The sequence below is a fragment of the Pseudomonas sp. ATCC 13867 genome (genome assembly GCF_000349845.1).
In the GTDB taxonomy this organism is placed as follows: domain Bacteria; phylum Pseudomonadota; class Gammaproteobacteria; order Pseudomonadales; family Pseudomonadaceae; genus Pseudomonas.
This window is the reverse complement of the sequence record NC_020829.1, coordinates 3,163,384-3,174,878: the sequence shown is the minus strand read 5'-3', so window position 1 is coordinate 3,174,878 and position 11,495 is coordinate 3,163,384. Positions and strand designations below refer to the sequence as shown.

Annotated in this window: 12 protein-coding genes; 7 read left to right on the top strand and 5 right to left on the bottom strand. The window is 67.0% G+C overall.

Translation table 11 applies throughout. From position 1 onward, the window contains the following. Positions 1–50 precede the first annotated feature (50 nt). The gene (locus H681_RS14085; RefSeq protein ID WP_041712003.1) at positions 51–1,931 is read left to right on the top strand and encodes a sigma-54-dependent Fis family transcriptional regulator; all 1,881 of its coding nucleotides are present in this window, start codon (positions 51–53) and stop codon (positions 1,929–1,931) included. 46 nt (positions 1,932–1,977) lie between these two features. Here the strand turns inward: H681_RS14085 and H681_RS14080 are convergent, their stop codons facing one another. Beyond that, on the bottom strand, positions 1,978–2,874 hold the full coding sequence (locus H681_RS14080; protein ID WP_041712001.1) for a SphA family protein: 897 nt from the start codon (positions 2,872–2,874) through the stop codon (positions 1,978–1,980). 284 nt (positions 2,875–3,158) lie between these two features. Between H681_RS14080 and tatA the strand changes: the two genes are divergently transcribed. After that, complete coding sequence (gene tatA, locus H681_RS14075; protein ID WP_015477537.1) at positions 3,159–3,374, top strand: twin-arginine translocase TatA/TatE family subunit; 216 nt, start codon at positions 3,159–3,161, stop codon at positions 3,372–3,374. A 353-nt stretch (positions 3,375–3,727) separates the two neighbouring features. Here the strand turns inward: tatA and H681_RS14065 are convergent, their stop codons facing one another. Then, the gene (locus H681_RS14065) at positions 3,728–4,195 is read right to left on the bottom strand and encodes a YbaK/EbsC family protein (protein WP_015477536.1); all 468 of its coding nucleotides are present in this window, start codon (positions 4,193–4,195) and stop codon (positions 3,728–3,730) included. A gap of 399 nt (positions 4,196–4,594) precedes the next feature. Here H681_RS14065 and H681_RS14060 point away from each other — a divergent pair, with 399 nt between their 5' ends. Next, positions 4,595–5,020, top strand: a complete 426-nt coding sequence (locus tag H681_RS14060; protein ID WP_015477535.1) for a YciI family protein — start codon at positions 4,595–4,597, stop codon at positions 5,018–5,020. Between the two features lie 17 nt (positions 5,021–5,037). After that, the gene (locus tag H681_RS14055) at positions 5,038–5,454 is read left to right on the top strand and encodes a VOC family protein (RefSeq protein WP_015477534.1); all 417 of its coding nucleotides are present in this window, start codon (positions 5,038–5,040) and stop codon (positions 5,452–5,454) included. Positions 5,455–5,592: 138 nt separating this feature from the next. On the opposite strand, the gene H681_RS14050 is transcribed toward H681_RS14055, so the two are convergent. After that, positions 5,593–6,633, bottom strand: coding sequence for an AraC family transcriptional regulator (locus tag H681_RS14050; protein ID WP_015477533.1), 1,041 nt, complete (start codon positions 6,631–6,633; stop codon positions 5,593–5,595). Positions 6,634–6,740: 107 nt separating this feature from the next. Here H681_RS14050 and H681_RS14045 point away from each other — a divergent pair, with 107 nt between their 5' ends. Then, positions 6,741–8,489: an amidohydrolase gene (locus tag H681_RS14045; RefSeq protein WP_015477532.1), complete on the top strand. Its 1,749-nt coding sequence runs from the start codon at positions 6,741–6,743 to the stop codon at positions 8,487–8,489. Beyond that, positions 8,486–9,409 carry a CobW family GTP-binding protein gene (locus H681_RS14040; RefSeq protein ID WP_015477531.1) on the top strand — a complete coding sequence of 308 codons (924 nt, stop codon included), beginning with the start codon at positions 8,486–8,488 and terminating at the stop codon, positions 9,407–9,409. Before H681_RS14045 ends, H681_RS14040 begins: the two co-directional genes overlap by 4 nt. 147 nt (positions 9,410–9,556) lie before the next feature. Here the strand turns inward: H681_RS14040 and ppnP are convergent, their stop codons facing one another. Continuing rightward, positions 9,557–9,838: a pyrimidine/purine nucleoside phosphorylase gene (gene ppnP / locus H681_RS14035; protein WP_015477530.1), complete on the bottom strand. Its 282-nt coding sequence runs from the start codon at positions 9,836–9,838 to the stop codon at positions 9,557–9,559. Positions 9,839–9,946: 108 nt separating this feature from the next. Next, complete coding sequence (locus H681_RS14030) at positions 9,947–10,498, bottom strand: exonuclease domain-containing protein (protein ID WP_015477529.1); 552 nt, start codon at positions 10,496–10,498, stop codon at positions 9,947–9,949. Between the two features lie 103 nt (positions 10,499–10,601). Between H681_RS14030 and H681_RS14025 the strand changes: the two genes are divergently transcribed. Beyond that, positions 10,602–11,480, top strand: coding sequence for an NAD(P)-dependent oxidoreductase (locus H681_RS14025; protein WP_015477528.1), 879 nt, complete (start codon positions 10,602–10,604; stop codon positions 11,478–11,480). The last annotated feature ends 15 nt before the right edge of the window (positions 11,481–11,495 follow it).

Sequence of the window (11,495 nt, the reverse complement as noted above, 5' to 3'; positions counted from 1 at the left end):
TGGGGCCGGGCGGGCATACTGGACCGATTCCCTGCCTGTGCCTGCCCGAGATGACAGCCCCAAGACATAACGACAACGACCGCGCGACCCTCGAAGAGCGGTTCCTGGAAGATCTCCTGAAGAGTCGCAAACGACTGATCGTGGAGAGCACCACCGGCCTCGAGAACCGTGGCTGCCCGTCCGCCGGCGAGCTGGCCGAGACGGTGGCCTTCTCGCCCCAGGATGGCTCCATCTGGCTGTGCGGCCAGCGCATGGTGCTGATGCAGACCTCGACCCTCGGCACCCTGCGCCGCGAACTGGTGGAGAACCTGGGCACCCTCAAGGCCCGCGAGGTATTCACCCGCATCGGCTGGCAGGCGGGGGCGGCCGACGCCTCGCAGGTCAGCGAGCAGTGGCCGCAGGGCGACCCCAGCGCACTGTTCTCCGCCGGGCCGCGCCTGCACATGCTCGAAGGCATGCTCAACGTCGAGGCGCTGCGCTTCGAGATGGACAACAGCCTGGGCCACTTCGACGCCGAATTCCTCTGGCACAACTCGGTGGAAGCCGACGTGCACATCGCCCAGTACGGCATCGGCAACGACAGCGCCTGCTGGATGGCCATCGGCTATGCCAGCGGCTACGCCTCGTCGCTGCTCGGCCGCCTGGTGGTGTTCCGCGAGGTGGAATGCCGCGCCTGCGGGCAGTCGGTGTGCCGTATCGTCGGCAAGCCGGCGGAGCAGTGGGATGACGTGCAGCGCGACCTCGCCCACCTGGACGCCCGCGATTTCATCAGCCGCGCGCCCCATGCCTTCGCCAGCGAGATGGAGGTTGCCCGGATGGACGAACCGCCGCCGGGCGAGCGGGACGCGCGGAGCATGGTGGGGATTTCCTCGGCCTTCGTCGCCGCCAGCCACCTGCTGCGCTGTGTGGCACCGACCCAGGCCACGGTGCTGTTGACCGGTGAGTCCGGGGTGGGCAAGGAACTCTTCGCCGAGAACCTGCACCGCGCCAGCAGCCGGCAACGCATGCCGCTGATTTCGCTGAACTGCGCGACCCTGCCGGAGAACCTGGTGGAGGCCGAGCTGTTCGGCGTCGAGCGCGGCGCCTTCACCGGTGCCGAGCGCACCCGCGCCGGACGCTTCGAGCGCGCCGACGGCGGCACGCTGTTCCTCGACGAGATCGGTACCCTGAGCCTGGCGGCGCAGAGCAAGATCCTGCGAGCGTTGCAGGAAGGCGAAATCGAGCGGGTTGGCGGCAACGCGCCGATCCGCGTGGACGTGCGGGTGATCGCCGCGACCAACCTCGACTTGCGCGCCGAGGTGGCGGCCGGGCGTTTCCGCGAGGACCTGTTCTATCGCCTCAACGTCTTTCCGATCCACCTGCCGCCCCTGCGCGAGCGGCGCGAGGACATCCCGCTGCTGATGAACCATTTCCTGCGGCGCTTCAGCGAGCGGCACGGGCGGCGGCTCGCCGGCTTCACCACGCGCCTGCTCAACGCGCTGCTGACCCACGCCTTCCCCGGCAATATCCGCGAGTTGCAGAACCTCATCGAGCGGGGCGTGATCGCCTGCCCGGACGGCGCGGCGATGGACATCAGCCACCTGACCCTGGGTGGCGACCGCAGTATCGCGGCGCCCGTGGGCCTGACCCCGTCCGGGCGCCTTGGCAGCCTGCCGTTGCCCGGCGAGCAGCACGCCACCGCGCTGGCCGATGCGCAACTGCTGCAGGCCGCGTTCGAGAGTGAGCAGACCCGAGGCGCTTCCGGCGAGCCGGTGCTGGCCAGCCTGCAGGCCTTCATCGCCGGCCGCGAGGGCGCCCTGGGCACCAGCCTGGATGCCATCGAGAGCCTGCTGGTGAAGCTGGCGCTGGAACGCAGCCAGGGCAACATCACCGCCGCCGCGCAGATGCTCGGCATGAGCCGCGCCCAGGTCAGCTACCGGCTCAAGCGCTGAGGCCGGTGCGGCGACGGCGCCAGCGGGGCGCCGCCGCCGTGGGGGGTCAGAGCGGGAAGGTCCACTTCAGCCAGTAGGCCGCGCCCTCCGGGCGGTTGCGCACATCGCTTTCCTGTTGCCACTTGGCGCTCAGGTGCCAGCCGGAGGCCGCGCTGTACTGCACCGACGGACCGATGGCGAAGGCCCGGCCACGGGTGTCGTCGAGGCGATGGCCGTCCTGCTCGTCGTCGCTCACCTGGCGATAGAGGTAGCCGCCCACGCCAACCACCCAGCCGTTGCCCAGGCCCCAGCCGACGGCATAGTCGGCGTGCAGTTCCTGGCCCGACAGGTAGTCGGTGGCCTGGTTCTCGAAGTTGTAGTCGTACATCAGGCGCACGTCGGCGTTGAGTCCCTGCGGGTCGATGTAGCTCAGCGCGTAGATGGCCTGCAGGGTGGTGTAGTTGCGCCCGAGGTTGACCAGGTCGTGCTTGTCGTAGGAGCCGGTGGGCAGCACCAGGTCGACCCCGGTGGCGGCATGCAGCTTGTCGCTGTAGTGGTAGCCGAGGAACGGCCCCACGTGGATATCGCCCAGGCCGCTCTTGCTCTCGCGCTGACCCTCCACCTCTACCCGCATGCGGTTCAGCGGTACCACCGCATGGAAGCCCAGGTTGCCGCCGAGCATCTGCTGCTCGGTGACCCAGATGAAGCGCGGGACGATGGAGCTCACGTGCAGGTCGAAGTCCACCGGCAGCTCGTGGCCGTCGTTGCCGCGCAGGCTGTCGGCGCGGTAGTCGGCGGCGAACACCTGGCCGTAGAGGCCGGGGGGCGGCACCACGCCCATCAGGTAGTTCTCGATGCCCATAGGCCAGGACGATCCGCCCCCTTCGGTGGCCTGGGCGGTGGGGAGGGCACTGCTCAGCAGGAGAGCGCAGGACAGGCCGAGGGCCGGGTTGAGTCGATTCATGAAGGCACGCCTTTTTGTTGTTGTCGAGGCGCCTTACTCAAGCTTTGTGCCATCTTCCAGGTTTTATTTTTTATTCTTTAATATCAACAAGATAGAATTCTTTTTGTCGACTCATGCGGGAGCCCTTCGGGGCGGGCGCGGGGGATTTCGTTAAGAAATTCCATCGCCTGCGAAAAGTTCGCCGTTGGTGCGTGCGATCAGCGCCCGGAGTTCGTCGAATGGCGGCATCGGCAGGTGCGCAATCCCGTTAACCTTCGGCGACCCGATCAACCGAGGACTGCATCATGGGACTGTTCGACTGGAAACACTGGCTGGTGCTGCTGGCGGTGGTGGTGCTGGTATTCGGTACCCGCCGCCTGAAGGGTGCGGGGGCGGACCTGGGGGAGGCGATCAAGGGATTCCGTCGTTCGATCGCCGAGGAGGAGACTCCACAGGTGCCGGTTCAGTCCGTGCGACAGGCGGCTGCCGCGGAACTGGAGCCGGGGGCTTCGCGCCAGTAACAGGCGTTCAGGCGCGGGCGGTCCATACGTTGCGTTCGCGTAGGGGCAACTGTCTACTTCTGGACGACCTGTGCCAGCGCTTCCCCCTCTCCCTCAGGGAGAGGGGGCAGACCGTGCCGGCTGAGACCGGGATTTCCTCCTGCATCCATGCAGCCGTCGCGGCATCCATGCCGCTCAACCCCTGAAACTCCGATTCCACCCGGCCTCCTGAAGGGGCGCTCCGGTGCGTGCGGATATTTCTCTGGAAATCCTTCGCGCCGGACTCGGTTCCAACAGGAGAAAAGCCAGCGTATCGCGCCATGAGCTGTAGGAGCGAGCTTGCTCGCGAACCTGCCCACAGCCGCAACGGACGATCAGGCCAGTTCCTGACAGACATCCACCCAATCCGCCGCCACCAGCTCCGCCATGCGCTGCGGCCCGATCCGCACCGCGCTGTGCACCGCTCCGGCGGCCGGCAGCACCTCGTCGAAGGCCTGCAACGACACGTCGCAGTACACCGGTAGCGGCGTGGCCAGGCCGAAGGGGCAGACGCCACCGACCGGATGACCGGTCAGCTCCACCACTTCTTCGGCGCCGAGCATCTTGGCCTTGCCGCCCAGGGCTTCCTTGAGCTTGCGATTGTCCAGCCGCGCATCGCCGCGGGCGACCACCAACACGGTGCGCTCGCCGACGCGCAGGGACAGGGTCTTGGCGATTCGTCCCGGCTCCACGCCGTGGGCCTCGGCGGCCAGGGCGACGGTGGCGGTGCTGGTTTCCAGCTCGATGATGGCGATGTCGGGGGCCTTTTCGGCGAAGAACGCGCGAACCGATTCCAGGCTCATGGGGGCGGGCTTCCTGTGCAGGGAAAGCGTTCCAATCTAGGGAGCGACGCAGGGCCTGTCCAGTCGCGGGCTCGTGCCTGTCATCGGTTGGGCTGAACGCCTTGCTCGATGCACTGCCCATGAAAAGATGGCCTGGGTGGTTTCGGATGCGTTCCGAGAGCGCGAATCCGGAGGGCTGCAGCGCGTCGCGCGGCGCATGCTGCCCGTCGCGTGCCGCGGTTCTCGCCTTTTGTCGCACAACGCCTGGCTCCGGGTATTGCGACCTATGCTCAGGCATCCTGCGAGGTACCGCGAAAAAAATTCCGAGCCGTTGTCGATTTCGTTCCGCGGGCTTCGACTATTCGTCAGGAACCGGGAATGCCGGACCGCCACGATGACCCTTACAAGAGGAGAAAAACCATGCGTTTCATGGTGATAGTCAAGGCCACCGCCGAATCCGAAGCGGGCGTGATGCCCAAGGAAGAACTACTCGCGGCGATGGGAGCCTACAACGAGGAGCTGGCCAAGGCCGGCGTGATGCTCGCCGGTGAAGGGCTGCAGCCCAGCGTCAAGGGCGCGCGGATTCGTTTCGACGGAGCCTCGCGTACGGTCATCGACGGTCCCTTTGCCGAGACCAAGGAATTGATCGCCGGCTATTGGATCTTCCAGGTCGCTTCGCTGCAGGAGTGCATCGATTGGGTCAAGCGGTGCCCCAATCCCTTCGAAGGTCCGTCGGAGATCGAGATCCGGCAGATATTCGAGGCCGAGGACTTCGGCGCCGAATTTACCCCCGAGCTGCGCGAGCAGGAAGAACGCATCCGCGAGCAGATCGCTCGCAAACCCTGAAACCGGAGGAAACTGCCATGTTGATGAATGCCTATCTGACCTTCGACGGCAACTGCGAAGAAGCCTTCCGTTACTACGCCGAAGTGTTGCGCGGCGAGCTGCCGGCGCTGATGCGTTTCGCCGATGCGCCGGGTTGCGAGGACATGCCGGCGGACATGAAGAACCGCATCATCCACGTGCGCCTGGAGGTGGACGGCCACGTGCTGATGGGCTCGGACGCTTCGCCGCAATGCGGGACGTACGAAGGGGTGAAGGGCTGCTCGATCACGCTCAACGTCGACAGCAAGGCCGAGGCCCGGCGCATCTTCGAGGCCTTGGGCAAGGGTGGCAAGGTCACCATGCCGCTGGAGCAGACCTTCTGGGCCGTGCTGTTCGGCGCGCTGGAAGATCGCTTCGGGGTGCCGTGGCTGATCAACTGCGAGAAGGAGGCCTGATCGGGTTCGCAATGCCTCGGCCCCCTAGAAGCGAGCTTGCTCGCGAACCACCCGACTCCGGAGCCGCTGGAGAGCGTTCGCGAGCAAGCTGGCGCCTACGAAGGTTCCGCATCCTGGCAGGGGGCATCCCGGCAGGTGCTACTTCCCGGCATCGGCGCGAAAGCGCTCCGGCGTCGTCCCGGTAAATCGCTGGAACGCCCGGTGGAAGCTGGTGACGTGCTCGTAGCCCAGCAGAAAGGCGATCTCCTGCAAGGCCATGCGGCTCGCCAGCAGGTAACGCTGGGCCAGCGCCATCCGTACTTCCAGCACGATACCCTTGAAGGTCAGGCCATGCTCGCGCAGCCGCCGTTGCAGCGTATGGGGCGGCATGCGCAGCCAGGCGGCGGTCTGTTCCAGGTCCGGCAGCGGGATGCGGGCGTTCTGCAATAGATAGAAGCGCACGTCATCGGGCAGCGCCTGGCCGCGCTCGAAGCTGGCCAGGGTCGCCGCGCCCTGGGCCTGGCACAGGCGCGTCACCGTCGGGTTGGCGGTGGAGAAGGGCCGGTCGTGGTATTCCCGGGGAATCCACAGCTCCGCCTGCGGGGCGTTGAATCGGCACTGGCCGGGGAACAGTTCCGGATAGACCCGCGCATGGAGCGGCGGCGGGTAGGGCAGATGAACCTGCATGCCGGCGCAGTCTTCCAGTTCCGGCAGCCGTTGGCACAGCCAGCGCCAGGTGCTGCTCAGCCATTCCTCGCACAGCGCGTTGCGTTCCGCCTCGCTGAACGGCGGCAGTTGCAGGGTCAGGCGGATATGGCTGGCGTCTTCGTCGCGCTGGGTGTGGATCGGGTGCGGCATCAGGCTCGACGGCTGGCCGAGGGAGATGTCCCAGGAACGCCGCAGGTTCGCCGCGCTGATCAGCGCATAGCCAATCACGCCCAGGTCGTAGAGGTTGTAGCGCTGGCCCAGGCGCAAGAAGAAGTCGCTGGGGCCGAGGAGTCCGGCGGCCTGTTGCAGCAGGCGGTAGTAGCGGGCGAAGTTCATCTCGGCGGCCGCCGCTTCGCCCGCCGGTGGCAGGCCCAGGCCGCCCAGCAGGGGCGCCAGCGCCGGCAGGGCGGGGCGCGCCCGCCATTCATCGAGGAAGTGGCGGAACAGTTGGCGGGCGGCGTAATCGATGTCGAACGAGGCGGCGGTAAGCATGCTGAAGAACTGTCGTCTGCTGCTAGCGAGTTGTCATCTTATGCTAGTCGATGGGTGAAATCCGAGCCCTATACTGCCGCCACGGACAAGAACAGACAGGGCTTCCCATGACCGCTCCGGATCGCTTCCGCTCCTCCCATTCCCCCACCGACCGCTTCGCCGACCTGCTGCTGCACAACGCTCGCTTCTACACCCTCGACCCCGCCCAGCCCTGGGCCGAGGCGGTGGCCATCCGCGACGGCCGGCTGCTGGCGGTGGGGCGCCGGGAGACGATGGAGTACCTGGTCGGCCCGGACACCCTGGTGCACGACCTCGAAGGCGCCTTCTGCATGCCCGGCCTGCATGACATGCACACCCACCCGGATCTCGCCCTGGCGCCGCGCTATGCCGACGACCTAGATGTCGGCATCGAGGACCCGACCCCCGAGCAGTTGGCCAAGGCCATTCGCGACTATGCCGCCAGTCACCCTGGCGACGGCTGGATCTACGGCCAGTACTGGGTCCGCTACACCTTCCGCGAGGCCGGGCTGAATCCGGGCCGCGAGTGGCTGGATACGATCATGCCGGACCGCCCAGTGGCGCTGCTCGACCGCATGTGGGGCACCATGATGGTCAACTCCCGCGCGCTGGAACTGGCCGGCATCGACGCCGACACGCCCGATCCGCGCAACGGCTACCTGGAGCGCGACGAACTCACCGGCGAACCCAAGGGCCTGATGATCGACGGCGCCTATGCCCTGATCCACGCCGCCATGCCGCCGACCCCGGCCAAGGTGCTGCGCCAGTCCTACCGCGACGGCGTGCATTTCCAGAGCTCCCGTGGCGTCACGGCGGCCAAGTACCTGCACGTCTGCGAGAACCGCCTGGACGCCCTCAAGCACCTGGACGACACCGGCCAGCTCACGCTGCGCGTGGAGGCGGCGATCAGTTGGCAGGACGACATCTTCCCGGTGCGCCGTCGCTGGGAGCTGCTCGGCGGCGAACGCCACTACTACCGCAGCGCGCGGCTGTCGGCGAATGCGATGAAGTTTCATTTCGACGGCACCGTGGAGCCGCGCTCTTCCTTCCTGATCGCCCCGTGGCCGGGCGAGGACGCCTGGCGCGGCAAGCTCAACCTGACACCCGAGCACATCACCGACATGGTGGTGGACATGGATCGCCGTGGCATCCGCGTCATCGCCCACTGCACGGGTGACGGGGCGTCCGACGTGTTCCTCGACGCGGTGGCCGAAGCGCGCCGGCGCAACGGCTTCAGCGGCATTCGTCACCAGTGCGCGCACAGTACCATCCTGCATCCGGGCAACCTCAAGCGTTTCCGCGAACTGGAGGTGATCGCCGAGTTTTCCCCGGCGGCCTGGTACCCGACGCCCTTCGCCAGCGGCGCGCGCTCCGGCTATGGCACGGACCGCCTGAAACGTATCTACGACTTCAAGGGCGTGCTGGCCGCTGGCGGCATTGCGGTGTTCGGCACCGATTGGCCGGTGGCCTCCATCGATCCCTGGCTGGCGCTGGAAACCCTGGTTACCCGGCAGAACCCCTGGAACGACGATTCGGCCTGCTTCGGCGAGCCGATCAGCCTGGAGCAGGCGATTCGCGTGGCAACGCTCAATGGGGCTTGCGCGATGGGGCTGGAGCACCTGACCGGCAGCCTGGAGACAGGCAAGTCGGCGGATTTCATCGTGCTTGACCGCGACCTGTTCGCGCAGCCGGCACGCAACTACATCCACCGCACCGAGGTGCAACTGACCTTCGTCGAGGGGCGACCGGTCTACGATCGTCTCGGCCGGTTCAGCGACACTCCGCTGGCGGCGGTATGGCAGGGCGAGCCGCCGCGCATCGAAGGTGTCAACGCATGAATGCCGCGAGCATCCCGGTGACGGTGGTCGCCGGTTTCCTCGGCGCCGGCAAGACCACGCTGCTGCGCAACCTGCTGGAGCGCTGCGAGGGCAGGCGGCTGGCGGTGATCGTCAATGATTTCGGCGAGCTGAACATCGATGCCGGAATGATCGCCGAACAGTCCGAGGCGGTGTACAGCCTGGAGAATGGCTGTATCTGCTGCAGCGTGCAGGACGACCTGCTGGCGCAGCTGGAGCGCCTGGCGAATATGAGCCCGCCTCTGGAACAGGTGGTGATCGAGTGCAGCGGCGTGTCGGACCCGCAGCGCATCGTGCAGACCTTGGGTTATCCGAAACTGCGTCGGCGCCTGCATCTCGACGCGGTGCTCACCGTGGTCGACGCGGCCCGCCGCGAGCCGCTGGAAGGCGAGTACGCCCGCCTGGAGCGTATGCAGGCCGCCGCCGCCGACCTGTTGCTGCTGAACAAGTGCGACCTGCTGGATGCCGAGGAGCGGGCTGTCCAGCGTGAACGTTTCGGCCGGGGGGCGCGGGTGCTGGAAACCATCCAGGCGCGGATTCCCGATGAACTGCTGTTGGGTGAGCCGTCGCGCAAGCTGCGTCCGCACGGGCAGGAGGGCGTCGATCATGGCGATCTGTTCGAGAGCTGGAGTTGGCAGGGCGAGGCGAGCTTCGACGGAGCCCGGTTGAAGCGCTGGCTGGAGACGTTGCCGCACAGCGTGCTGCGGCTCAAGGGGCTGATCCGGGTGGCTGAACAGGACGCAGCCTTGTGGTTGCAGTATGTGGGCGGGCGCTATCAGTTGCGCACTGCTTCGATGGCCGAGGCGGCGCAGGGCTCGCGGCTGGTGTTCATCGCAGAGAAGGATGCGGGGTTGCGGGTTGATCTCGAAGCCGGGCTGCAAGGCTGCTTTGGTTCTTCGTAGGAGCGAGCTTGCTCGCGAAACGCCCCGGCGCCGGAGTTGCCTGTGAGGTGTTCGCGAGCAAGCTCGCTCCTACAGGCTCGTTGCCTGCCCCGGCGCCGGGCAATAAAAAACCGGCCACCAGGACCGGTTTTTCAGGGCGCGCCGAACTCAGCGGTATTCACAGAGGTAGGCGGTGTCCTGGGCAACCTTCAGCTGGAACTTGCTGTTGGCCGGCACGCTGAAGTTGCTGCCGGCGGCGAAGGTTTCCCAGCTGTCGCTGCCCGGCAGTTTGACGGTCAGCGCGCCGGCGACGACGTGCATCACCTCCAGCTGGCTGGTGCCGAATTCGTACTCGCCGGCGGCCATCACACCGATGGTGGCCGGGCCTGCGGTCATATCGAAGGCGATGGATTTGACGGTGCCGTCGAAGTACTCGTTGACCTTGAACATGGGCTTCTCCTGCTAGAGGGGTGAAAAAGGCTGGCCAGTATGCCCAAGGGCGCGGATGTCGTCACTAGAGGCGAAGCGGAGACCGGGCGGTCGACGGAAAACCGGGGTTCAACTGGCGACCGGCAGGGCGAGCGGCAGCAGGCGGGCGGTGTTGCGGGCATCCTCGAGGGCGCGGTGCTGTTGTCCCTGGAAGTGCAGGCCGGCCAGGTGCAGCGCGGCGTTCAGGCCGACCGGACGTTTCAGCTGGCGGGCTTCGGCGAAGCGCTGCTTGAGGTTGATGTGCGGCACGCGGGCGAGGTGGCTGTCCAGTTGCTGGCGGCGCCATTCGATCTCCAGTTGGTGACGGTCGTAGTCGCCCCAACTGGTCCAGCCGGCCAGGCGCGGGCTGTGCTGCGCGAGCCAGCGTTCGAACTGCGGCCAGACCTCGCGCAGGGGCGCCGCCGCATCGACGTTGGCCTGGCTGATGTGGGTGAGTTCGCGGCAGAAGCTGGTCAGCAGTGGCCGGCGCTGTGGCCGCACGAAGCGCTGGAAGTGGTCCAGCTCGCGGCCGTCGGCCTCGGCGACGAGGGTTGCGCCGATTTCGATGATTTCCATTTCCTCGACCGGCCAGCCGCCTTCCTCGGTGGTGGCTTCCAAGTCGATCACCAGCCAGTGGGGCATAGCGGATGCTCGCGGATGAAGTTCTCCGGAGTATGGAAGGGCTTTTCAGGACCGGCAAACCGCTGTGCTAGGCTCTGCGGCTTTCGACGGCGAGGGGTAGGGCATGGCAAAAGTCGCTTTCATCGGCCTGGGCGTGATGGGGTATCCCATCGCGGGCCACCTGCAGCGCGCAGGGCATGAGGTGTGCGTGTACAACCGCACGGCGGCGCGGTCCGCGCAATGGGTCGATCAGTTCGGCGGACGTTCGGCGGCAACCCCGTGCGAGGCGGCGCAATGGGCCGAGTTCGTGATGTGCTGCGTGGGCAACGATGACGATCTGTGCAGCGTGATGCTGGGCAAGGACGGCGCGCTGGCGGGCATGCAGCCGGGCGCGGTGCTGGTCGACCACACCACGGCGTCCGCGCAGGTCGCCCGCGAGCTGGCGGTGCTGGCGGCGGAGCGCGAGCTGGGCTTCCTCGACGCGCCGGTGTCCGGCGGTCAGGCTGGGGCGGAGGGCGGCTCGCTGACGGTGATGGTGGGCGGCGATCCACTGATCTTCGGCCGTGCCGAACCGGTGATTGCCGTCTACGCGCGGATGGTGCGGCTGATGGGGCCGGTGGGCAGCGGCCAGTTGACCAAGATGGTCAACCAGATCTGCGTTGGCGGCCTGCTGCAGGGCTTGTCGGAAGCGCTGCACTTCGCCCGGAGCGCCGGCCTCGATGGCATGGCGGCTATGGACGTGATCAGCAAGGGCGCGGCGCAGTCCTGGCAGTTGGAAAACCGCCACCAGAGCATGCTGGAAGGGCGCTTCGACTTCGGCTTCGCGGTGGACTGGATGCGCAAGGACCTGGGCATCGTGCTCGACGAGGCGCGCCGCAACGGCGCCCAGTTGCCGGTGACCGCACTGGTGGACCAGTTCTATGCCGAGGTGCAGGCCGACGGTGGCGGGCGCTGGGACACCTCCAGCCTGATCACCCGTCTAAAGGACGGTTCACCGTCCTGAGCGGGGAGGGTGCCG

What these genes read in the sequence shown, in the direction of transcription:
- H681_RS14085 (WP_041712003.1), top strand. Translation starts at nt 51, where the DNA reads ATGACAGCCCCAAGACATAACGACAACGACCGCGCGACCCTCGAAGAG.
- H681_RS14080 (WP_041712001.1), bottom strand. Translation starts at nt 2,874, where the DNA reads ATGAATCGACTCAACCCGGCCCTCGGCCTGTCCTGCGCTCTCCTGCTG.
- tatA (WP_015477537.1), top strand. Translation starts at nt 3,159, where the DNA reads ATGGGACTGTTCGACTGGAAACACTGGCTGGTGCTGCTGGCGGTGGTG.
- H681_RS14065 (WP_015477536.1), bottom strand. Translation starts at nt 4,195, where the DNA reads ATGAGCCTGGAATCGGTTCGCGCGTTCTTCGCCGAAAAGGCCCCCGAC.
- H681_RS14060 (WP_015477535.1), top strand. Translation starts at nt 4,595, where the DNA reads ATGCGTTTCATGGTGATAGTCAAGGCCACCGCCGAATCCGAAGCGGGC.
- H681_RS14055 (WP_015477534.1), top strand. Translation starts at nt 5,038, where the DNA reads ATGTTGATGAATGCCTATCTGACCTTCGACGGCAACTGCGAAGAAGCC.
- H681_RS14050 (WP_015477533.1), bottom strand. Translation starts at nt 6,633, where the DNA reads ATGCTTACCGCCGCCTCGTTCGACATCGATTACGCCGCCCGCCAACTG.
- H681_RS14045 (WP_015477532.1), top strand. Translation starts at nt 6,741, where the DNA reads ATGACCGCTCCGGATCGCTTCCGCTCCTCCCATTCCCCCACCGACCGC.
- H681_RS14040 (WP_015477531.1), top strand. Translation starts at nt 8,486, where the DNA reads ATGAATGCCGCGAGCATCCCGGTGACGGTGGTCGCCGGTTTCCTCGGC.
- ppnP (WP_015477530.1), bottom strand. Translation starts at nt 9,838, where the DNA reads ATGTTCAAGGTCAACGAGTACTTCGACGGCACCGTCAAATCCATCGCC.
- H681_RS14030 (WP_015477529.1), bottom strand. Translation starts at nt 10,498, where the DNA reads ATGCCCCACTGGCTGGTGATCGACTTGGAAGCCACCACCGAGGAAGGC.
- H681_RS14025 (WP_015477528.1), top strand. Translation starts at nt 10,602, where the DNA reads ATGGCAAAAGTCGCTTTCATCGGCCTGGGCGTGATGGGGTATCCCATC.